Source organism: Rhizobium sp. LC145 (assembly GCF_001005825.1).
GTDB lineage: Bacteria > Pseudomonadota > Alphaproteobacteria > Rhizobiales > Rhizobiaceae > Neorhizobium.
Map to the genome: position 1 here is coordinate 16611 of NZ_LBHV01000001.1, position 19980 is coordinate 36590.

General features: G+C 61.7%; 23 protein-coding genes. 15 read left to right on the forward strand and 8 right to left on the reverse strand.

The genetic code is table 11. The annotated features are described in order from the left end of the window. Positions 1–100 precede the first annotated feature (100 nt). On the reverse strand, positions 101–1123 hold the full coding sequence (locus YH62_RS00095; protein WP_046792141.1) for an amino acid ABC transporter substrate-binding protein: 1023 nt from the start codon (positions 1121–1123) through the stop codon (positions 101–103). 358 nt (positions 1124–1481) lie between these two features. On the opposite strand from YH62_RS00095, the gene YH62_RS00100 reads away from it, so the two are divergent. Continuing rightward, positions 1482–2672 carry a cystathionine beta-lyase gene (locus tag YH62_RS00100; RefSeq protein ID WP_046792142.1) on the forward strand — a complete coding sequence of 397 codons (1191 nt, stop codon included), beginning with the start codon at positions 1482–1484 and terminating at the stop codon, positions 2670–2672. On the opposite strand, the gene YH62_RS00105 is transcribed toward YH62_RS00100, so the two are convergent. The 3 genes from YH62_RS00105 to YH62_RS00115 all read right to left on the reverse strand — a co-directional run bounded on the left by YH62_RS00105 (position 2673) and on the right by YH62_RS00115 (position 4460). Further along, a complete protein-coding gene (locus YH62_RS00105; protein WP_046792143.1) occupies positions 2673–3839 on the reverse strand; it encodes an FAD-dependent monooxygenase in 1167 nt (388 codons plus the stop codon). 23 nt (positions 3840–3862) lie between these two features. Continuing rightward, on the reverse strand, positions 3863–4108 hold the full coding sequence (locus YH62_RS00110; RefSeq protein ID WP_046792144.1) for a zinc-finger domain-containing protein: 246 nt from the start codon (positions 4106–4108) through the stop codon (positions 3863–3865). Between the two features lie 97 nt (positions 4109–4205). Continuing rightward, the gene (locus YH62_RS00115) at positions 4206–4460 is read right to left on the reverse strand and encodes a hypothetical protein (RefSeq protein ID WP_046792949.1); all 255 of its coding nucleotides are present in this window, start codon (positions 4458–4460) and stop codon (positions 4206–4208) included. A gap of 143 nt (positions 4461–4603) precedes the next feature. On the opposite strand from YH62_RS00115, the gene YH62_RS00120 reads away from it, so the two are divergent. From YH62_RS00120 to YH62_RS00155, 8 genes are all read left to right on the forward strand, one after another. Then, positions 4604–5380: an alpha/beta hydrolase gene (locus YH62_RS00120; protein WP_046792145.1), complete on the forward strand. Its 777-nt coding sequence runs from the start codon at positions 4604–4606 to the stop codon at positions 5378–5380. A 111-nt stretch (positions 5381–5491) separates the two neighbouring features. Next, the gene (gene cysE, locus YH62_RS00125; RefSeq protein ID WP_046792146.1) at positions 5492–6316 is read left to right on the forward strand and encodes a serine O-acetyltransferase; all 825 of its coding nucleotides are present in this window, start codon (positions 5492–5494) and stop codon (positions 6314–6316) included. A 102-nt stretch (positions 6317–6418) separates the two neighbouring features. After that, positions 6419–6622, forward strand: coding sequence for a DUF3126 family protein (locus YH62_RS00130; RefSeq protein ID WP_046792147.1), 204 nt, complete (start codon positions 6419–6421; stop codon positions 6620–6622). 218 nt (positions 6623–6840) lie between these two features. Continuing rightward, positions 6841–7191: a phasin family protein gene (locus YH62_RS00135; protein ID WP_046792148.1), complete on the forward strand. Its 351-nt coding sequence runs from the start codon at positions 6841–6843 to the stop codon at positions 7189–7191. Between the two features lie 246 nt (positions 7192–7437). Further along, positions 7438–7797 carry an ATP-dependent Clp protease adapter ClpS gene (gene clpS, locus YH62_RS00140; protein WP_137326761.1) on the forward strand — a complete coding sequence of 120 codons (360 nt, stop codon included), beginning with the start codon at positions 7438–7440 and terminating at the stop codon, positions 7795–7797. Between the two features lie 10 nt (positions 7798–7807). Continuing rightward, positions 7808–10330, forward strand: a complete 2523-nt coding sequence (gene clpA, locus YH62_RS00145; protein WP_046792149.1) for an ATP-dependent Clp protease ATP-binding subunit ClpA — start codon at positions 7808–7810, stop codon at positions 10328–10330. 86 nt (positions 10331–10416) lie between these two features. Next, the gene (locus tag YH62_RS00150; protein WP_046792150.1) at positions 10417–11163 is read left to right on the forward strand and encodes an AzlC family ABC transporter permease; all 747 of its coding nucleotides are present in this window, start codon (positions 10417–10419) and stop codon (positions 11161–11163) included. Further along, on the forward strand, positions 11160–11501 hold the full coding sequence (locus YH62_RS00155; RefSeq protein ID WP_046792151.1) for an AzlD domain-containing protein: 342 nt from the start codon (positions 11160–11162) through the stop codon (positions 11499–11501). Before YH62_RS00150 ends, YH62_RS00155 begins: the two co-directional genes overlap by 4 nt. 23 nt (positions 11502–11524) lie before the next feature. On the opposite strand, the gene YH62_RS00160 is transcribed toward YH62_RS00155, so the two are convergent. Genes YH62_RS00160 through YH62_RS00175 form a run of 4 tightly spaced genes read right to left on the reverse strand, consistent with a single transcriptional unit; the run spans position 11525 to position 14401 of the window. Then, positions 11525–11956 (reverse strand): HIT family protein, encoded by a 432-nt coding sequence (locus YH62_RS00160; RefSeq protein ID WP_046792152.1) that lies wholly within the window; start codon positions 11954–11956, stop codon positions 11525–11527. A gap of 43 nt (positions 11957–11999) precedes the next feature. Continuing rightward, entirely contained in the window at positions 12000–13193 is a 1194-nt protein-coding gene (locus YH62_RS00165; protein ID WP_046792153.1) for a GNAT family N-acetyltransferase, read from the reverse strand. Beyond that, positions 13194–13934: a glycerophosphodiester phosphodiesterase gene (locus YH62_RS00170; RefSeq protein ID WP_046792154.1), complete on the reverse strand. Its 741-nt coding sequence runs from the start codon at positions 13932–13934 to the stop codon at positions 13194–13196. Next, positions 13931–14401, reverse strand: coding sequence for a RidA family protein (locus YH62_RS00175; protein WP_046792155.1), 471 nt, complete (start codon positions 14399–14401; stop codon positions 13931–13933). Before YH62_RS00175 ends, YH62_RS00170 begins: the two co-directional genes overlap by 4 nt. 111 nt (positions 14402–14512) lie before the next feature. Here YH62_RS00175 and YH62_RS00180 point away from each other — a divergent pair, with 111 nt between their 5' ends. The 6 genes from YH62_RS00180 to frr all read left to right on the forward strand — a co-directional run bounded on the left by YH62_RS00180 (position 14513) and on the right by frr (position 19971). Further along, positions 14513–15355, forward strand: coding sequence for a cell envelope integrity EipB family protein (locus YH62_RS00180; RefSeq protein ID WP_046792156.1), 843 nt, complete (start codon positions 14513–14515; stop codon positions 15353–15355). A gap of 95 nt (positions 15356–15450) precedes the next feature. Then, a complete protein-coding gene (locus YH62_RS00185) occupies positions 15451–16380 on the forward strand; it encodes a hypothetical protein (RefSeq protein ID WP_046792157.1) in 930 nt (309 codons plus the stop codon). Between the two features lie 214 nt (positions 16381–16594). Then, on the forward strand, positions 16595–17362 hold the full coding sequence (gene rpsB / locus YH62_RS00190) for a 30S ribosomal protein S2 (RefSeq protein WP_046792158.1): 768 nt from the start codon (positions 16595–16597) through the stop codon (positions 17360–17362). Positions 17363–17598: 236 nt separating this feature from the next. Then, positions 17599–18525 (forward strand): translation elongation factor Ts, encoded by a 927-nt coding sequence (tsf, locus tag YH62_RS00195; RefSeq protein ID WP_046792159.1) that lies wholly within the window; start codon positions 17599–17601, stop codon positions 18523–18525. 115 nt (positions 18526–18640) lie between these two features. Continuing rightward, complete coding sequence (gene pyrH, locus YH62_RS00200; RefSeq protein WP_046792160.1) at positions 18641–19363, forward strand: UMP kinase; 723 nt, start codon at positions 18641–18643, stop codon at positions 19361–19363. Positions 19364–19410: 47 nt separating this feature from the next. Continuing rightward, complete coding sequence (gene frr, locus YH62_RS00205) at positions 19411–19971, forward strand: ribosome recycling factor (protein ID WP_046792161.1); 561 nt, start codon at positions 19411–19413, stop codon at positions 19969–19971. Positions 19972–19980 lie beyond the last annotated feature (9 nt).

Below are 19980 nucleotides of genomic sequence, written 5' to 3' on the forward strand. Positions count from 1 at the left end.
CTTATGACCTTGTTCAGGTCTTCTTTTTCTTATGCGTTTTTATGAGTTCTCAAGCGAGATAAGGCGGCCGGGGCCGCCTTATCAATTCACGATCCAGCGATCAGCGGACCGGGGGCGCGTATTGCAGGCCGCCCTTGCTCCAGAGAGCATTGAGGCCGCGCTCGATTTTCAGCGGCGTGTTCTGGCCGATATTACGCTCGAATACCTCGCCGTAATTTCCGACCTGCTTCACGATGTTGTAGGCCCACTCGTTGGTGAGGCCGAGGTCGGTGCCGATCTTGGTATCGGCTTCGGTGCCGAGGAACCGCTTGATGTCAGGGTTCGTCGATTCCTTCATCTCGTCGACATTGGCCTGGGTAATGCCGAATTCCTCGGCTTGAACCATGGCGTAGCCGGCCCACATCACGATGTCGAACCACTGGTCGTCACCCTGGCGGACTGCCGGGCCGAGCGGCTCCTTGGAGATGATTTCCGGCAGGATCATGTGATCGCCCGGATTGGAAAGCGACAGGCGCAGGGAATAGAGGCCGGACTGGTCGGTCGTGTAGACGTCGCAACGGCCGGACTGGTAGGCGGCGTTGACTTCCTCGAGCTTTTCGAAGACGACCGGATTGTACTGCAGGTTATTGGCCTTGAAGTAGTCGGCGAGGTTGAGCTCGGTCGTGGTGCCGGACTGAACGCAGACGGCGGCGCCGGAGAGTTCGAGCGCGGACTTCACGTTGAGGCTGTTGGGCACCATGAAGCCCTGGCCGTCGTAATAGTTGACATAGCGGAAGTTCAGGCCGAGCGAAGTATCGCGGCTGATCGTCCAGGTCGTGTTACGCGCAAGCACGTCGATTTCACCCGACTGCAGAGCGGTGAAGCGGACCTGTGCGGTGGTCGGCGTGTACTTCACCTTGGTCGCATCGCCGAAGATGGCGGCGGCGATGGCCTTGCAGTAGTCGACGTCGAAACCGGTCCAGTTGCCCGACGCGTCCGGCGCTGCGAAGCCGGCAAGGCCGGTATTGACGCCGCACTGAACGAAACCCTTGGCCTTGACATCATCGAGCGTGGCCGCGGAGGCAGCCGAGCCGAGGCCCATGACTGCAGCGCCAATTGCGGCTGACAGAAGCGTCTTTTTCATTTTCCCAACCTTTATCTGTTTTCTTGAATTGATACACCGCGCCGCTCCCCTTGTTCTTTGAAATGCAGCCGGCGGCCCGCTGACCCTCCCGGCGCGAGCGTTCCTATCTCATTCGTAAATACTGACATGGTCAAGCCTCGCTCGCCCGAATTGCGGCGGAAACGAGGTAAATTCATTAATCATGCCTGATTTGAGAGCAAATGATTACCAATTGAGCATCCGTTGCCGAAAATCTCGCCTCTGATCGCGCAGCGGTTGTCGTGGCGGTTCGGGACAGACTGCAACGGGGTTGACCCTTCCCGAACCGGCTGCAACAAAACAACGTCGTTCGTTTCCTTAATGAAAGCTTCCCCGAGAGATGAAGAAGAAAGATACCTTGCTCGCCGATGCCGGTCCCAATACCCGTCTGGCGCATATCGGCCATGATCCCCACAGCTTTCACGGTTTCGTCAATCCGCCGGTGGTGCACGCATCGACGGTTCTTTTTCCCGACAGCCGGGCCATGGAAACGCGCGCGCAGAAGTACACCTATGGCACGCGCGGAACGCCGACGACGGATGCGCTGTGCAGGGCCTTGGACGAACTCGAAGGTTCGGCAGGGACGATCCTCGTTCCCTCGGGACTGGCGGCCATTACCGTGCCGTTCCTGGCCTTTCTCTCTGCCGGGGACCATGCGCTGATCGTGGATTCCGTCTACACGCCCTGCCGCCATTTCTGCAACACGATGCTGACGCGGCTCGGCGTGACGGTGGAATACTACGATCCGGAAATTGGCGCGGGGATAGAGGCGCTCATCAGACCCAACACCAAATTGATCCACACCGAGGCGCCGGGCTCCAACACGATGGAGATGCAGGATATCCGCGCGATCGCGGATGCGGCGCACCGGCACGGCTGCATCGTGACCATGGATAATACCTGGGCAACGCCGCTCTATTTCCGGCCGCTGGATTTCGGCGTCGACATCTCGATCCATGCGACGACGAAATATCCCTCTGGCCATTCCGATATCGTGATGGGCTCGGTCTCCGCCAACGGCAAATACTGGCCGCAGCTTCAGGAGGCGACGATCACGCTCGGTATCTGCGGCGCGCCGGACGATTCCTATCACATCCTGCGCGGCCTGCGGTCCATGGGCGTACGGCTCGAGCACCACCAGAAAAGCGCGCTTGCGATCGCCGAGTGGCTGGAAGGCCGGGAAGACGTGGCAAGGGTCCTCCATCCGGCGCTGCCGAGCTTTCCCGGCCATGCAATCTGGAAGCGGGACTTCAAGGGATCGACGGGGGTCTTCTCATTCGTGCTGAAGGCTGATGCGCCGGAGAAGTTCAAGGCCAAGGCCCATGCCTTCCTGGACGCGCTCACGATCTTCGGGCTCGGCTATTCCTGGGGCGGCTACGAGAGCCTTGCCGTGCACGTCAACCTCTCCGACCGCACCATCCGGAAGGCGCCGGCGGAAGGCCCGGTAATCCGGCTGCAGATCGGGCTCGAAGACGTCGCCGATCTCAGGAAGGATATTGAGGCGGGATTCGCTGCCGCCGCTGCCGTCTGATCAGTCCGGGATACGGTAACCGTAGAGCCAGTCGAAATCCGCCGCGAGCGATTGCGGCGGACGCAGCGATAGAACCACGTCGCGGCCGAATCTCAGCGGGCCTCGGGCATGATAGGCGAAGCGGTTGAACGCGCCGCGCGCTCTCACGCGGGCGATGCGCGCTCCGCGCTCGGTTTCGAATTCAGAAAGGGCGCGCACGAGGGGCAGGGGGCCGCTAACCTTCGCGGCGAGCGCGAACGCGTCCTCGATCGCCATGGCCGCGCCCTGGGCGGCGAAAGGCATCATGGCATGGGCGGCATCGCCGATCAGCACCATGTCGCGGCCGTTCTGCCAGCGCCCCGCGCTTACCTCGTAAAGCGGCCAGAAGATCGGCTGAGCGGCCTCTTCCAGCATGGCGATGATTGCCCTGTTCCAGCGCAGGAACTGCCGGAGCAGCATCCGCCGCTGGCTATCTGTGGTTTCCGCCTCCCAGGTCTCGCCGGGGTTCACGCCCGAAGCGATCGCCACGATGTTGAAACCGCCGGTCTCCTTCAGGGGATAGGACACCAGATGGCTCGACGGCCCGAGAAAGGCGGTGACCGCATCCTTTTTCAGGAAAGAGGGGGCGGCGGCATTCGGGATGGCAAAGCGCCAGGCAATATTGCCTGAAAAATTCGGTACCGGGGCATTGGAAATCCGCGAGCGGGTTTTCGACCAGACCCCATCGGCTCCCACCACCAGATCAGGCTTTCGGCCCGCCGTGATCGCAAGCGCCTGCGGGTCGGTGTCCGTGATCCGGCTGTCGAGATGCAGGCGGCAAAGCGGGTTGGTTTCGACCGCGTTCAGCAGGGCGCGTTGCAGCGTGGAGCGGTGCAGCACTCCATAGGGCGCGCCCCAGCGATGGCGGGCGAAGGCCCCGGCCGGCATATGGGAGATGGGACGCAGCGTCGTGCCCGATACGAGTTCTATCCGCTCCGGCTCGGTCCAGACCTCTTCCAGCTCGTGGAGAACGCCGAGCCTCGCCAGAATGCCGGTGGCGTTCGGCGAAAGCTGGAGGCCCGCACCGATCTCGGTGAGCGCCGGCGCCTGTTCGAAGATATCGGAAGCTATCCCGCGTCGCGCAAAGGCGAGTGCCGCGGCAAGTCCGGCCATTCCGGCGCCGATGATCGCAACTGTTTCGACGGGCATCGCCTATGCCGCGCGCAGGGAGGTCAGGCGGCCTGGACGTGGAAGACGCAACCCGGAGGGTCGGTCTGGTCCGCCTTGAGCGCGGGATTGTACCGGTAGAGCGTGGAACAGTAGGAGCAGACCTTCTCCACGTCGTCGCCCATGTCGATGAAGATATGCGGATGATCGAAGGGCACGGAAGCGCCGGTACACATGAATTCCTTCACGCCGATCTGGATCAGCCGATGTCCGCCGTCGTTCTGGAAGTGGGGAATGCCGTGTCCCGCCATGATGATCTCCGTAACTTCAAGATTTCGCCGGACATTATCTCTCCCGGCTCCGAATGTGTAGTGATAAAACCCGGCGAGCCGCCAGGCCATGTTGCCGCTATCGGCGCGGCTCGCCGCCGGGCGGATAGTAGCTCTTGCTTTCGAACCGGAACTTGTGGCCGCACAGGCAGCGCAGCATGTATTTCTTCGGATCGCGCGATGCGAATTCGGTGGAGAAACCTCCCGGCATTTCATCGACGGAAAAGCCGCGGTCCTTGCGGCGCGGGTCGTCGTCCTCGGAAACTTCCGCAAAGCCGGTGTGGCCGCATTGCGGGCATTCGAGCTTGCGGGAATAGCGGTCGCGTGCTGCCAAAATTCCTATCCTTTCGTTCGGCGTGCTTATAGCGAGCGAGTTCGCCGGAGGGAAGCCGGGCGAGCGGCGGAAAATCTGCGGATGAGGGTTCATTCCCCCGGCGCTATCCTCTATGGTCGCGCCAAAAAAGCGGACCGCCGACGATGAACCTGAATGCTCCCTCCTTCTCTTCCTTTTCCCATGACGGATTGAAACTCGCCTATTTCGACGAGGGTGATCCCTCCGGCGATCCGGTATTGCTGATTCATGGCTTCGCCTCCAGCGCGCTCGTCAACTGGGTGCATCCCGGCTGGCTGAAGACGCTCGGCGATGCCGGCTACCGGGTCATCGCCATGGATGATCGCGGCCATGGTGCCAGCGACAAGCCCTATGACCCGGAGGCTTACAGGCCCTGGGTGATGGCCGAGGACGCGGCCGCGCTGCTCGACCATCTCGGCATTCCCGAGGCGCATGTGATGGGCTATTCGATGGGCGCGCGGATTTCCGTATTCCTTGCGCTGCGCCATCCCGAACGCGTCCGCTCGCTGGTGCTCGGGGGGCTCGGCAGCGGCATGACGGAGGGCGTCGGCGATTGGGACTCGATCGCGGACGCGCTTCTCGCGCCTTCCCTGGACGATGTTGAACACGCCCGCGGGCGCATGTTCCGCGCCTTCGCCGACCAGACGAAGAGCGACCGGGAAGCGCTTGCCGCCTGCATTCGCGGCTCGCGCGACCTGGTTTCTCGCTCCGACATGGGGCGCATCGAGGCGCCGACGCTGATCGGCGTCGGGACGAAGGACGATATCGCCGGCTCCCCCCAGGAACTCGCCGCGCTGATGCAGAATGCCCGCGCGCTCGACATTCCCGGCCGCGATCACATGCTGGCCGTGGGGGATAGGGTCTTCAAGAAGGCGGTCCTCGATTTCTACGCCGAGTTCTGAACCTTTGCCGCAATCTCACAGTTACGATCAACGGAATGCGATTTCGCTCCCATTGGTCTTCCTGTAAGATTATTCTATATGAAGTCGCCTACGGCAAACAGGGAGACGGCGATGGCCGCAAGAACCGAAATCCGCCAGAGGGACATGGTCTCCGCCGTGGACCCGATCTGGGATACGATGCGCCAGGAGGCCAAGGCCGCCGCGGAGAGCGATCCGCTGCTGGCCGCGTTCCTCTATTCGACCGTGCTGAATCACCAGTCGCTGGAAGAATGCGTCATCCACCGCATCTGCGAGCGGCTCGATCATCCCGACCTGCAGGCGGTGCTGCTTCGCCAGACCTTCCTCGAAATGCTGGCCGACCGGCCGGAATGGGGCGCCGTCCTTCGGGTCGACATCCAGGCCGTCTACGACCGTGATCCCGCCTGCGTGCGATTCCTCGAGCCCGTCCTCTATTTCAAGGGCTTCCATGCCATCCAGACCCACCGGCTGGCCCATTGGCTGCTCGAGTGCGGCCGGCGTGATTTCGCGCTCTATCTGCAGAGCCGCTCGTCCAGCGTCTTCCAGACGGATATCAATCCGGCGGCGCGCATCGGCAAGGGCATATTCCTCGACCATGCGACCGGTCTCGTGGTGGGCGAGACGGCGGTCATCGGCGACAATGTTTCCATCCTGCACGGCGTGACGCTCGGCGGGACGGGCAAGGAAGGCGCAGACCGGCATCCCAAGATCGGCAACGGCGTGCTGATCGGCGCGGGCGCCAAGATCCTCGGCAATATCGAGATCGGCAGTTGCTCGCGCGTTGCGGCGGGTTCCGTCGTGCTGAAGCCGGTGCCGTCGAAGTCGACGGTGGCGGGCGTTCCAGCCAGGGTGGTCGGCACGGCGGGATGTTCCGAGCCCGCGCGCCTGATGGACCAGATCTTGATGTCCGAGGACTGAGTTCCGCTCCGCCGCCTGTGGGCGGTGGATGCTTTGCTGCCTTTACTTTCGCCTTTATCCCGTGCCAAAAGCGCCGCAACGCGAAAAGCAACGGAGAACCTCGTGAAACCGGACGAAATCAAGAAACTCGACGCCTATTTCAAGCGCACGTTCAACCCGCAGGTCGTTGTGAAGGCTCGTCCGCGCAAGACCGATTCCGCCGAAGTCTATCTGGGCGACGAATTCCTGGGTGTCGTCTATATCGACGATGAGGACGGCGACCGGTCCTACAATTTCTCCATGGCTATTCTCGACGTCGATCTCTGATCGGCTTCAGGGCGAAAATCCCATGCAGCGGGCCTTCACGGGCCCGTTTTTTGTTTCGCCACCTCAGTTTCACGGGAGAGCGAAAGCTTCCCGGTGCCCGCCGTCGAATCACGCCGCTCATGTGCGCCTCGTATGATTGTGCGGCGCACAATTCCGTCTTGACTTTGACGGGGCGAGGCAATTCTATGAGCATCTCCGAATGAACAAGGGGCGATGCCATGTTCCACTTCGACGATGCCGAGGGGACGACCAGGGAGGCGATGGACGCCATGCTGAAGAGCTATTCCGAGGTGGCCAAGGGGTTCCAGACGATCGCCACCGAGGCAAACGATTACTCCCGCAAATCTTTCCAGGACGTGACGGTCTTCATGGAAGCCTTCGTCAGCGCCCGTAGCGTCGAAGCGGCTTTCGAGCTGCAGGCGAATTATTTGAAGTCGTCCTACGAAGGTTTCATTGCCGAAGCGACCAGAATGAGCGAAATCTATGCCGATCTCGCCAAGGCCGTCTACAAGCCGTACGAGGCGCCTATTGCGAAGCCTGCAAACCCGGCGACGACCGCCGCCGCCTGAGCGGCCAGGAAGAAAAACGGTCAACGGCCTTCATCGTCAGAGGCCGGCGTCGCTTCGCGGCGCCGGCTTTTTCGTTTCCGCTCCTCGCGGCCGGAGTTTTCCGCCGCTAATGCATGCGCGTTAGCGGATTAGTGATTGCGCGGCGGCGAAGGGGGCTTAAAATCTGCGTCCAATGAACTAAGTTAGTAAAAATCTGATGTCCGGCCGGAAACCGTTCGGAACTTCCACCGGATGATTGGGGAATGAATGAAGATGATCGCAGGGCCGATCTTGATGGAACGTGAAAAAGGCACGGACGGAGACAATGCCAATCGGGGAACTTCGGTTATCACCCGCACGAAGCCGAAGACCAAGAAGCCGAATCTCTATCGCGTGCTTCTCCTGAATGACGACTATACGCCGATGGAATTCGTCATTCACATTCTGGAGCGTTTTTTTCAGAAGGATCGCGAGGCGGCGACGCGCATCATGCTCCACGTCCACAACCACGGCGTGGGGGAATGCGGAATATTTACATACGAGGTGGCGGAAACCAAAGTGAGCCAGGTCATGGACTTCTCCCGGCAACACCAGCATCCGCTGCAATGTGTCATGGAAAAGAAGTGAGGAACCCCACGTGCCAACTTTTTCGCCTAGTCTTGAAAAGGCGCTGCATCAGGCACTGACCTTTGCCAACGAGCGGCATCACGAATATGCCACGCTCGAACACCTGCTTCTCGCGTTGATAGACGACGCGGACGCAGCGGCGGTCATGGGCGCTTGTAACGTCAATCTCGAAGTCCTGCGCAAGACCGTTAGCGACTATGTCGACAACGAGCTTTCCAATCTGGTCACCGGTTATGACGAGGACTCCAAGCCGACGTCCGGCTTCCAGCGCGTCATCCAACGCGCGGTGATCCACGTCCAGTCTTCCGGTCGCGAGGAAGTGACCGGGGCAAACGTCCTGGTCGCGATCTTCGCCGAGCGGGAAAGCCATGCGGCCTTCTTCCTGCAGGAGCAGGAGATGACCCGCTACGATGCGGTCAACTACATTTCCCACGGCATCGGCAAGCGGCCCGGCTCCTCCCAGGTCCGTCCGCCGCGCGGCGCCGAGGAGGCCGATCCGGATTCCAAGCCTGCCCGCGAGCAGGACGAGGGATCGGCCAAGAAGCCGCAGGACGCCTTGAAGGCCTATTGCGTCAACCTGAACGACAAGGCCCGCGAGGGCAGGATCGATCCCCTGATCGGCCGCAATGCGGAGGTGAACCGCACCATCCAGGTGCTGTGCCGCCGCTCCAAGAACAACCCGCTCTATGTGGGCGACCCCGGCGTCGGCAAGACGGCGATCGCCGAGGGCCTAGCCAAGCGGATCGTCGAAGGCAAGGTGCCGGAAGCGCTTTCCGACGCCACCATCTTCTCGCTCGACATGGGCACGCTGCTTGCCGGCACCCGTTATCGCGGCGATTTCGAAGAGCGGCTGAAGCAGGTCGTCAAGGAGCTCGAGGAATATCCGGGCGCGGTGCTCTTCATCGACGAGATCCACACCGTGATCGGTGCGGGCGCCACCTCGGGCGGCGCAATGGATGCGTCCAACCTCCTGAAGCCGGCGCTTTCGTCCGGGGCGATCCGCTGCATCGGCTCGACCACCTACAAGGAATATCGCCAGTTCTTCGAGAAGGATCGGGCGCTCGTCCGTCGCTTCCAGAAGATCGACGTCAACGAGCCGTCGATCGATGACGCGATCGAGATCATGAAGGGCCTCAAGCCCTATTTCGAGGACTATCACAAGCTTCGTTACACCAACGAGGCGATCAAGTCCGCCGTCGAACTGTCGGCCCGCTACATCTCCGACCGCAAGCTGCCGGACAAGGCGATCGATGTGATCGACGAGACCGGTGCGGCGCAGATGCTGCTGCCGGCCTCGAAGCGCCGCAAGCTGATTACCGAAAAGGAAATCGAAGCCACGGTCGCCACGATGGCGCGCATTCCGCCGAAGACCGTTTCCAAGGATGACGAGATGGTTCTCGCCAACCTGGAAAAGGAATTGCGGTCTGTGGTCTATGGCCAGGACAAGGCGATCGAGGCGCTTTCGACCGCCATCAAGCTTGCCCGTGCGGGCCTGCGCGAGCCGAACAAGCCGATCGGCGCCTATGTCTTTTCCGGGCCCACCGGCGTCGGCAAGACGGAAGTCGCCAAGCAGCTTGCCTCCTCGCTCGGCGTCGAGCTGCTGCGCTTCGACATGTCGGAATATATGGAACGCCACACCGTCTCGCGGCTGCTCGGCGCACCTCCCGGCTATGTCGGCTTCGACCAGGGCGGCCTTTTGACCGATAGCGTCGATCAGCATCCGCATAGCGTGGTCCTGCTCGACGAGATCGAGAAGGCGCATCCGGATATCTTCAATATCCTGCTGCAGGTCATGGACCACGGCTCTCTGACGGACCATAACGGCAAGAAGATCGACTTCCGCAACGTCATTCTGATCATGACGACGAATGCGGGCGCTTCGGAAATGGCCAAGGCTGCCATCGGCTTCGGTTCGTCCAAGCGCACCGGCGAAGACGAGGAAGCATTGAACCGCCTCTTCACGCCGGAATTCCGCAACCGCCTGGATGCCGTGATCCCGTTCGCACCGTTGCCGACGGAAGTCATCCATCAGGTCGTGCAGAAGTTCGTCATGCAGCTCGAGACGCAGCTTTCGGAACGCAACGTCACCTTCGACCTGCACGAGGATGCGATCGCCTGGCTCGCCGAAAAGGGTTACGACGAGAAGATGGGCGCGCGTCCGCTCTCGCGTGTCATCCAGGAGCACATCAAGAAGCCGCTTGCCAACGAGATCCTGTTCGGCAAGCTGCGCAAGGGCGGCGTGGTGAACGTCACGGTCGGCAAGAAGGAAGACGGCAAGGATGGCCTGATCCTCGAAGCCATTCCGGAAACCGCGCCGGTGAAACCGAAGCCGGAAGCCGAAGTGGAAGAAGCAGCCGAAGAGGCTGCGCCCAAGGCAAAAGCCAAGACGCCGAAGAAGTCCGGCAAGGACAAGGACGGCGGATCGGCCAAGGCGCGCGCGATGGTCGATGCCGATGTGATAGCATCGGAAGAGCCGCCCAAGACATCGCCCCGCAAGGGCAGCACCGTTCCAAGGGTGCCGAAGAAGAAGTGAGGCTGGCGTCACCAGCCGACAATGCCGGGCTCGTCCCGGCATTGTCGTTTCTGTATTGAAGTACCTTTGCGCTATCCGGATTTTTCATGTCCCTAGACAGTGATACGCGGCCCGCTTCGTTCTGGTTCTATACCGGAATGAAGGGCATCACCTCGCTGCCCGCCCTCATACTCATGACGTCCTTCGTCGGCTTCAGCGCCTTTGCGCTGGAGGCGGGGATCTCGCGCGGCGAGGCGATGTTCATGACCTTCGGCATATGGGCTCTGCCGGCGCAGATGATCCTTGTCGGCATGATGACGACCGGGGCGCCGCTTGCGGCCTGCTTCCTCGCGGTGACGCTGTCGTCCATCCGCATGATGCCGATGGTCGCTTCGATCGTGCCCGAGATGCGCACGCGGCGGACGCCCACCTGGCTCTTGCTCTTCGCTTCCCATTTCATCGCAATCACCGCCTGGGTGTTCGCGCTTCGAACGCTTCGCGACGTGCCGCGCGAACACCGCGCCGTCTATTTCCTGGGGTTCGGCCTGACGCTTACGACGATCAACACCGGCATCGTCGCCATCTGCTATGGGCTGGTGTCGCAATTTCCGCCGCTTGTCGCCGGCACGCTCTTCATGCTGACGCCGGTCTATTTCGTTGCCTCGATCTGGGCGACGGCGCATCACAGCGTGGTGAAGCTTGCTTTCGTGGTCGGTATCGTCGGCGGGCCTTTGATGGCGCTGGTGGCGCCGGAGTTCGACGTGCTCTATGCGGGGATCGGCGGCGGCACGGCCGCCTATCTCGTCGACCGGTTCTATATCCGCCGGCGCAGGCGGGCAGGGAGCGCGCGATGACCGAGGCCTGGTGGTGGAGCTATCTGGTGATCGCCGTAGCGGGCTTTCTCGCAACCGACATCTGGCGCTGGCTGGGGGTTCTCACCGGCAACCGCCTGAACGAAGATTCGGAAGCGCTGCACTGGGTGAGGGCGGTGGCGACGGCACTTGTGATGGCCGTCACCGCCAAGCTCATCGTTTTTCCGACCGGAACGCTTGCGGGCTCGCCGCTATGGCTGCGGCTGGCTGCTGCAGGCCTCGGGTTCGTCGCCTTCCTCCTGTCCGGCCAGAAGGTCGGCGTCGGGGTCGCCGTTTCCATGGCGCTTCTCGCAAGCGGGCTCTGGTGGCTCGGTTTCTGATACCGGCCCCGTGAAGGCTCGGGTCAGTTCCCGAGCTTGCCGATGATCTTTTCCGCCTGGGACGCGAGCACCTCATTATCTTCCATCTTGCCGGAATGCGGCTTGAGCGCCAGACCCTCGTAGCGGGGGATGACGTGGAAATGCAGGTGATAGACGGTCTGCCCGGAGGCGGGCTCGTTGAACTGGATGACCGTGATCCCATCCGCCTCAAAGGCTTCTTTCGCGGCCTTGGCAAGCTTCTGGACGATCGGAATAAGTTCCGAGAGCACCGTCGGATCGGCATCGAGTATGTTGCGGGAGGGCGTCTTCGGCACCACCAGCAGGTGGCCCGGCGATTGCGGCATCACATCCATGAAGGCGAGCGTATGGTCGTCCTCGTAGATGCGGTGGCAGGGGATTTCGCCACGCAGGATTTTCGCGAAGATGTTGTTCTCGTCATAGGTCTGGCCGCTCATGGTGATGTCCTCTCCTTGATTGATGAACCCGATTGCGCCGGGCTCAATCCTGTTCCTGCTGCCGCTCACCCTTACGGAACGGACTGTGTTCGGACAGGTATTCGCTCATATACTCGACCTCATGGCGTTCGCGCTCGAGATAATCGGCGATCGCCCGCCGCAGACCCGGATGGGCGATGTAATGCGCTGAATGGGTGGTGACCGGCAGATAGCCGCGCGCCAGCTTGTGCTCCCCTTGCGCGCCCGCCTCCACCCGTTTCAGGCCCTTGGCCAGCGCGAAGTCCACCGCCTGATGATAGCAGACCTCGAAATGCAGGAAGGGGTGATCCTCGATACAGCCCCAATGCCGGCCGTAAAGCGCATCGCCCCCGATGAAGTTGATGGCGCCGGCGATGTATTTGCCCGCGCGTTTTGCCATGACGAGGAGGATGTCGTCTGCCATGCGCTCGCCGATCAGCGAATAGAAGCTGCGGGTGAGATAGGGCCTGCCCCATTTGCGGCCGCCCGTATCCATGTAGAAGGAGAAGAACTGGTCCCAGATGTCTTCCGTAAGGTCCGTGCCGGTCAGCCACTCGATGGTGATGCCGTTCTCGACCGCGGCCCGGCGCTCCTTCTTCAGCGCCTTGCGCTTGCGGGAAGCCAGCGTTTCCAGAAACTCGTCGTGGTCGGCATAGCCTTCGTTGAAGAAATGGAACTGCTTGTCGGTGCGATGCAGATAGCCGGCCTCTTCGAAGGCGGGCAGTTCCGCCTCCGGCAGGAAGGTCACATGCGCGGAGGAGACGCCGAGCTGGCGCGTCACCTCCTGGAGACCGGCGGCAAGCGTCGCGCGGGTGGCTTCCGGATCATAGCCGGCGGAGATGAGGAGGCGCGGACCCGTCGCGGGCGTGAAGGGCACGGTGCATTGAAGCTTCGGATAATAGCGGCCGCCGGCCCGTTCGAAGGCGTCCGCCCAGCCGTGGTCGAAGACGTATTCGCCCTGGCTATGGCTTTTCAGATAGCCCGGAACCGCTCCGATCAGCGTTCCCGCATCGTTTTCCAGGAGCAGATGCTGCCCTAGCCAGCCGGTCTTTGCGGCAGCCGAGCCGGACTCCTCCAGGGAGGAGAGAAACGCATGGGAAATGAATGGATTATAAGCGATGTCTAAAGAAGCATTCGAGGTGCCGGAAAGGCGCGACCAGCTTTCCCGGTTGATCGCGCAGAAGGATTTTTCGATGCGGATGGTGAGGTTGCCTGGCATTTAGACGGCGGCCATCTCCCGTGGGTCAAAACCCTCGAATGTCATCTGGTCCGCATATTTATAGGTATCTTCGCGGGCCTTTGCATCCCTCACGGTCCAGGTGATCACCGGAATTTGTGCCTGTCTCTGCCCGGTGACGAAGCTGTTCGGCAGATGCGCCCAGTGATAGGAGATGAAATCGAGCCCGAGCTGCATGGCTTCGTCGTGCCTGAAGAAATCCTCCGGCTTGTTTCCTTCGGCGGTGAGGCCGAGCGGATAGGGAGCCTCTGCAGCCTTCAGCTCCTTCAGGAGGTGATGATCGAAGCTCATGAGGGCGACCTTGCCCTGATAGCCTTCCAGCACTTCGAGCACGGCTTCGATAAAGCCGTCATCCTCGCCTTCGCGGCCCTTGAGTGCGCGGCCTTTGAGCTCGATGACGAGCGGCACCTTTCCGGCGACGAGCGCCAGCATCTGCTTCAGCGTCGGAATTCGGTCCTTCGTCCCGCCGACGGCGAGCATGCCGAGTTCGGCCGAGGTCCGTTCGCGCACATCGCCCTTGATGCCGCAGAGCCGCTCAAGGTCGTGGTCGTGAAAGACCACCGGCACGCTATCGGCGGCGAGCTGGAGGTCGCATTCGATGGCGAAGCCCGCTTCCACCGCCCGCGAGAAGGCGGACAGCGTATTCTCCCAGACGGATTTGTTCATGTCGTGATAGCCGCGATGGGCGACGGGCAATTCCTTGACCCAGGATGCGGAGGTCATGCTTCGATCTCGATGATCGCGTCGATTTCGACGGCGGCATTGAGCGGAAGGGATGCCATGCCGACGGCGGCGCGGGCATGCTTGCCGGGCTCGCCCAGCACATTGGCGATGAGGTTGGAAGCGCCGTTCATGACGAGGTGCTGTTCGGTGAAGTCGGGCGACGAGGCGATGAAGCCGTTGAGCTTCACGATGCGGCGTATCCTGCCGAGGTCTCCCGCAAGTGCCGCCTTGGCCTGGGCGAGGATGTTGATCGCGCAGAGTTCCGCGGCGCGCTGGCCCCTTGCGACGTCCACGTCGCGGCCGACCAACCCGGTCACCGCAACTTTGCCATCTTCGATCGGCAATTGTCCCGAGAGGAAAAGAAGATTGCCGCTGATGGTGAAGGGCACGTAATTGGCTGCCGGCGCTGCTGCGGCGGGAAGCGTGATCCCCAGTTCCTTCAATCGGCTATCGATGGCATCGGACATTTTCGACTCCCGGTTTCGTTGTAATGTCTTCCAAAATCCTGCATCAAGCAGATAAGCTTGCTTGATTGCGTTCTTATAACACCGAGCCCTGAGTCCAACAGGAGATAATGAATGTATCGCATGAGCTTCGGGGCCATCCTGACCGCCGCGTTCGCCTTGAGCGGAGCGATCTCCGCAAATGCCGGGGCGGAGAGTGCGCGAATGCTCGTGCCGCACCGCGCCGTCTACGATCTCAAGCTCAAGGAAGCTTCGGAGCGCTCGGGAATCGAGGGCATGTACGGCCGCATGGTCTACGAATTCACCGGCTCCGCCTGTACCGGGTTCACCACCAATTTCCGTTTCGTCACCAGGATCAGCACCGGTGAGGAAACGCGCATGACCGACCAGCAGACGACCACGTTCGAAAATGCGCTGGCCCGCGAATTCCGCTTCGAGACGAAATCCTTCACCGACGAGCAGCTCGACAAGCAGGTGAGGGGCGAGGCGGTCGCGGGGGAGAGCGGCGTGAAGGTGGCGATATCTGCGCCCGAGCAACGGCAGATCGATCTTGCGACCAGCGATTTTCCGACCGAGCACATGCTCGAAGTCATCGAGAATGCCAAGAAGGGCAACCGCTTCTTCGAATCGCGGATTTTCGACGGTTCGGAAAACGGCGATCAGAGCCTGATGACCACGACAGTGCTCGGCAAGGAACAGGCGCCGGCGCCGGGCGATGCCGATGCGGACAAGGCGGGAGAATTCTCCAAGACCCCCTATTGGCCCGTCACCATTTCCTATTTCAATGAAGGCGCCGACGGTGACCCCACGCCGGTCTACAGCATGTCCTTCAAGCTCTACGGCAACGGCATCACCCGCGACCTCACCATGGACTATGGTGACTTCGTACTGACCGGCAGCCTGGAAAAGCTGGAAATGCTGGACAAGGGGCCGGAAAACTGCTCCGCGCCGCAATAGGCGGAACCTTGCCGCGGGAACGCCGCCCAACCGCTTGACAATTTTGGGAAATTTGCCCCCTTTGTCGTGTCTCCAGCCATGCGAGGAGACAGGATATGCAGCATTTTCCCTATATCGGTTCCGGCCCCTATTGCTACGCGAACTCCTTCGCGATGATGTTCGGCGATCACGCACCTTCGACGGCGGTGATCGAGTTTGCGACCGGCAGCCCTTTCGGCATGCAGCTGATCGGCGGCAAGCAGCCGTTCTTCGATCCGTACGGCTGGGATCCGGAAAAGGGCTTCGACGATGCCCTGCGGGCGCTCGGCTGGACTTCCAAAACCAGCAAGGCCTGCTCCTCCGAGGAGGCGCTTCGCAATCTCGAACTGTCCCTGCGGGACGGTCCTGTCTGGGTCGGGCCCGTCGAGATGGGGCATCTGCGTCACCAGCCGGGCATGACCGGGCCGATCGGCGCCGATCATTATGTCGTGGTGCTGGAAGTTGCCGGGGGCAGGGTGCTGATGCACGATCCGCAAGGCTATCCCTATGCCTCGCTGCCGGTTGCGGATTTCATGGAGGCCTGGCGCGCCGAAACGCTCGATTACGGCGAACCCTATACCATGCGCACCGGCTTCGAGCGGCTGAGCCGGGTTTCGGAGGAGGATACGATCCTCGCCTCGATCCCGACGGCGATCCGCTGGCTTTCCATGGAGGGAGATCACAAGATGCCTGCGGGAAGTCTCGGCAATGGCAAGGCAGCCGAAGAGCTTGCCCGGATGATCGAGAAGGGCTGCGACGAGGAACTCCGGGGGCATTTCATTCACTTCGCGGTCCGCGTCGGCGCGCGCCGGACAAACGATGCCGCGGTCTGCCTTCGCCGGATAGGCAATCTGGAGGCATCGGCGACGGCCGCCGAACAGGCGCAGCTCATCGGCTCCCTCCAGCACCATCTGGTTGCGCGCGAGGACGCTGCTGCTGCCGCCTCGCTGCGCCGACTCGCGCCCACCTATGAAAAGCTGCTTTCGGCGTTGAGGAAGGCGAGCTGACTTTCATTCGAAGAGGAAGGACCGTGATGGATGGCTTAAGTCATCTTTTTCCTTGCGGCCCTTGCTTTTCCGACGGATCGACTGTAAGGGCAGCCCTATTCCACACGTGAGGCATGGGATCGTCCGGGAGAAATCCGGGCAATTCCGCCGGTGGCAGGTCCGAAGGATCTGCTGTTCGCCTTGCGGAGGTTCAACCGGAAAAGGAGAAAAAGGCATGGCATTGCCTGATTTCAGCATGCGCCAGCTTCTGGAAGCTGGTGTTCACTTCGGCCACCAGACCCATCGCTGGAACCCGAAGATGAAGCCGTACATCTTCGGCGATCGTAACAACATCCACATCATCGACCTCGCGCAGACCGTTCCGATGCTGTCGCGCGCCCTGCAGGTCGTTTCCGACACGGTAGCCCGTGGCGGCCGCGTTCTCTTCGTCGGCACCAAGCGCCAGGCTTCCGAACTGATCGCCGATTCGGCGAAGCGTTCGGCCCAGTATTACGTCAACTCCCGCTGGCTCGGCGGCATGATGACCAACTGGAAGACCATCTCGAACTCGATCGCCCGTCTGCGCAAGCTCGACGAAATCCTCAACGGCGAAGCCCAGGGCTTCACCAAGAAGGAGCGTCTGAACCTTGAGCGCGAGCGCGAAAAGCTCGACAAGGCTCTCGGCGGTATCCGCGACATGGGCGGCACCCCGGACCTGATGTTCATCATCGACACCAACAAGGAAAAGATCGCTATCGATGAAGCCAAGCGCCTGGGCATCCCGGTCGTCGCCATCATCGACTCGAACTGCGATCCGGACCTGATCGACTATCCGATCCCGGGCAACGACGACGCTTCGCGCGCTGTCGCTCTCTACTGCGACCTGATCGCCCGCGCGGCCATCGACGGCATCGCTCGCCAGCAGGGCGCTTCGGGCCGCGATATCGGCGCTTCCGCCGAAGCCCCGATCGAGCCGGCTCTCGAAGGCGAATCCGAAGCCTAAGGCCAAGGTCGGAGCGGCTGAAGTCGCTCCCGCTTCCCAATTCGACCGAGGCCAGAGAGAATATCCCTGGCCTCGGTCTGTTTAACGACCTGTCCGCCCGCGGCTTCGCGGTTGAGGCGACAGGCCGGTGATGATCTTCATCACCCTGTCATACTTCCGGGTACATTCGTTCCCAAAACCTTGAGTTCGCCGAGGTTTTCCGGCGGCACGCAACATGAACCGACAAGAGGCTCACAATGGCTGAAATCACCGCTGCACTGGTGAAGGAACTGCGCGAAAAGTCCGGCGCAGGCATGATGGACTGCAAGAAGGCGCTGGCTGAAAACAACGGCGACATCGAAGCAGCAATCGACTGGCTGCGCGCCAAGGGTATCGCCAAGGCCGATAAGAAGTCGGGCCGCACGGCTGCGGAAGGCCTGATCGGCGTTGCCAGCGCCGGCACCAAGGCTGTTGTCGTCGAAGTCAATTCCGAAACCGATTTCGTCGCCCGTAACGAAGCCTTCCAGACGATCGTTCGCGGCATTGCCGACGTGGCGCTCACCACCGACGGCACCGTTGAGGCCGTAGGTGCCGCCACCTATCCGGCGACCGGCAAGTCCGTCACCGACACGATCAAGGACGCGATCGCCACCATCGGCGAAAACATGAATCTCCGCCGTTCGGCCCTGCTGTCCGTCGAAGACGGCGTTGTCGCGACCTACATCCACAATGCCGCAGCCGACCGTCTCGGCAAGCTCGGCGTTCTGGTCGCGCTGAAGTCGACCGGCAACAAGGACGCCCTGAACGCCATCGGCCGTCAGGTCGCCATGCATATCGCTGCGACTGCGCCGCTGGCCATCCGCGCCGAGGAAGTCGATGCAGCCGTCGCCGAGCGCGAACGCAACGTCTTCATCGAGCAGTCCCGCGCTTCCGGCAAGCCGGAGGCCATCATCGAAAAGATGGTCGAAGGCCGCATGCGCAAGTTCTTCGAGGAAGTCGCCCTTCTTTCGCAGGCTTTCGTCATCAACCCCGAAGTGACCGTCGGTGAAGCCGTGAAGGCTGCCGAGAAGGAAGTCGGCGCGCCGATCGAAGTGACCGGCATGGCCCGCCTGCTGCTTGGCGAAGGCGTCGAGAAGGAAGAGACGGACTTCGCCGCCGAAGTGGCCGCGGCCGCCAAGGGCTGATAGAGCCTACCTTATCCTGTCAAAAGCGGAGGGCACCGGGTGACAAGCCGGTGCCCTTCGTGTATCCGCAGGCGGTTTGATATTTTCTCCGGCAGTTCGATTTCAAGGAGCCTTCATGTCGCCCGATCCCATCTACAAGCGCGTCCTCCTCAAGGCCTCCGGCGAAGCGCTGATGGGCAGCCAGGGTTTTGGCATTGATGTCGCGGTTGCCGACCGCATCGCCTCCGATATCGCCGAGGCCTGCGCCATGGGCGTCGAGGTTGGCGTCGTTGTCGGCGGGGGCAACATCTTTCGCGGCGTGGCCGTGGCCTCCAAGGGCGGCGACCGGGTGACCGGCGACCACATGGGCATGCTGGCGACCGTCATCAACGCGCTGGCGCTCGCCACCTCGCTGCGTAAGCTCGACATCGAGACGGTGGTGCTTTCGGCGATCGCCATGCCGGAGATCTGCGAGAGCTTCTCGCACCGTCGGGCGCTGCACCATCTGGAGCAGGGCAGGGTGGTGATCTTCGCCGGCGGCACCGGAAACCCGTTCTTCACCACCGATTCCGCCGCCGCCTTGCGCGCAGCCGAGATCGGCGCCGAGGCGATCTTCAAGGGTACGCAGGTGGACGGTATCTATTCCGCCGATCCGAAGAAGGTTCCCGATGCCACGCGCTTCGAAACGCTGACCCATAGCGAAGTCCTGGAAAAGGGGCTGGCGGTGATGGATGTGGCGGCCGTGGCGCTCGCCCGCGAGAACACCATTCCGATCATCGTGTTCTCGATCCATGAAAAGGGCGGTTTCGCTGAAATCTTGACCGGCGGCGGTCGCAAGACCATCGTATCGGACAACTGAAGCGCGGCAGGGAAACTGCCGGACAGACAAATGCAGGGAGTAGTTGCATGAGTGACGCAATCGATCTCAACGACATCAAGCGCCGCATGGACGGCGCCATCAACGCCTTCAAGAGCGATATCGCATCGCTGCGCACCGGCCGCGCCTCGGCGAACATCCTGGACCCGGTAACGGTCGAGGCCTACGGGTCCCGCATGCCGCTGAACCAGGTCGCCAACATCACGGTGCCCGAGCCGCGTATGCTCGCCGTCTCCGTATGGGACAAGTCGATGGTCGGCGCGGTCGACAGGGCGATCCGGGAGTCCAATCTCGGCCTCAACCCGATCGTCGACGGCCAGAACCTGCGCATCCCGCTGCCCGAGCTCAACGAGGAGCGCCGCAAGTCCCTGGTGAAGGTCGCCCATGACTACGCCGAAAAGGCCAAGGTCGCGATTCGCCACGTTCGCCGTGACGGCATGGACGGCCTGAAAAAAGCCGAAAAGGATGGCGTTATCGGGCAGGACGACAGCCGCTCGCAATCGGAGAGGGTGCAGAAGATGACGGATGACACAATTTCCGAAGTCGACCGCTTGCTTGTGGAGAAAGAAAAGGAAATCATGCAGGTCTGATACGAAGCT

What these genes read in the sequence shown, in the direction of transcription:
- YH62_RS00095 (WP_046792141.1), bottom strand. Translation starts at nt 1,123, where the DNA reads ATGAAAAAGACGCTTCTGTCAGCCGCAATTGGCGCTGCAGTCATGGGC.
- YH62_RS00100 (WP_046792142.1), top strand. Translation starts at nt 1,482, where the DNA reads ATGAAGAAGAAAGATACCTTGCTCGCCGATGCCGGTCCCAATACCCGT.
- YH62_RS00105 (WP_046792143.1), bottom strand. Translation starts at nt 3,839, where the DNA reads ATGCCCGTCGAAACAGTTGCGATCATCGGCGCCGGAATGGCCGGACTT.
- YH62_RS00110 (WP_046792144.1), bottom strand. Translation starts at nt 4,108, where the DNA reads ATGGCGGGACACGGCATTCCCCACTTCCAGAACGACGGCGGACATCGG.
- YH62_RS00120 (WP_046792145.1), top strand. Translation starts at nt 4,604, where the DNA reads ATGAACCTGAATGCTCCCTCCTTCTCTTCCTTTTCCCATGACGGATTG.
- cysE (WP_046792146.1), top strand. Translation starts at nt 5,492, where the DNA reads ATGGCCGCAAGAACCGAAATCCGCCAGAGGGACATGGTCTCCGCCGTG.
- YH62_RS00135 (WP_046792148.1), top strand. Translation starts at nt 6,841, where the DNA reads ATGTTCCACTTCGACGATGCCGAGGGGACGACCAGGGAGGCGATGGAC.
- clpS (WP_137326761.1), top strand. Translation starts at nt 7,438, where the DNA reads ATGAAGATGATCGCAGGGCCGATCTTGATGGAACGTGAAAAAGGCACG.
- YH62_RS00150 (WP_046792150.1), top strand. Translation starts at nt 10,417, where the DNA reads ATGTCCCTAGACAGTGATACGCGGCCCGCTTCGTTCTGGTTCTATACC.
- YH62_RS00155 (WP_046792151.1), top strand. Translation starts at nt 11,160, where the DNA reads ATGACCGAGGCCTGGTGGTGGAGCTATCTGGTGATCGCCGTAGCGGGC.
- YH62_RS00160 (WP_046792152.1), bottom strand. Translation starts at nt 11,956, where the DNA reads ATGAGCGGCCAGACCTATGACGAGAACAACATCTTCGCGAAAATCCTG.
- YH62_RS00165 (WP_046792153.1), bottom strand. Translation starts at nt 13,193, where the DNA reads ATGCCAGGCAACCTCACCATCCGCATCGAAAAATCCTTCTGCGCGATC.
- YH62_RS00170 (WP_046792154.1), bottom strand. Translation starts at nt 13,934, where the DNA reads ATGACCTCCGCATCCTGGGTCAAGGAATTGCCCGTCGCCCATCGCGGC.
- YH62_RS00175 (WP_046792155.1), bottom strand. Translation starts at nt 14,401, where the DNA reads ATGTCCGATGCCATCGATAGCCGATTGAAGGAACTGGGGATCACGCTT.
- YH62_RS00180 (WP_046792156.1), top strand. Translation starts at nt 14,513, where the DNA reads ATGTATCGCATGAGCTTCGGGGCCATCCTGACCGCCGCGTTCGCCTTG.
- YH62_RS00185 (WP_046792157.1), top strand. Translation starts at nt 15,451, where the DNA reads ATGCAGCATTTTCCCTATATCGGTTCCGGCCCCTATTGCTACGCGAAC.
- rpsB (WP_046792158.1), top strand. Translation starts at nt 16,595, where the DNA reads ATGGCATTGCCTGATTTCAGCATGCGCCAGCTTCTGGAAGCTGGTGTT.
- tsf (WP_046792159.1), top strand. Translation starts at nt 17,599, where the DNA reads ATGGCTGAAATCACCGCTGCACTGGTGAAGGAACTGCGCGAAAAGTCC.
- pyrH (WP_046792160.1), top strand. Translation starts at nt 18,641, where the DNA reads ATGTCGCCCGATCCCATCTACAAGCGCGTCCTCCTCAAGGCCTCCGGC.
- frr (WP_046792161.1), top strand. Translation starts at nt 19,411, where the DNA reads ATGAGTGACGCAATCGATCTCAACGACATCAAGCGCCGCATGGACGGC.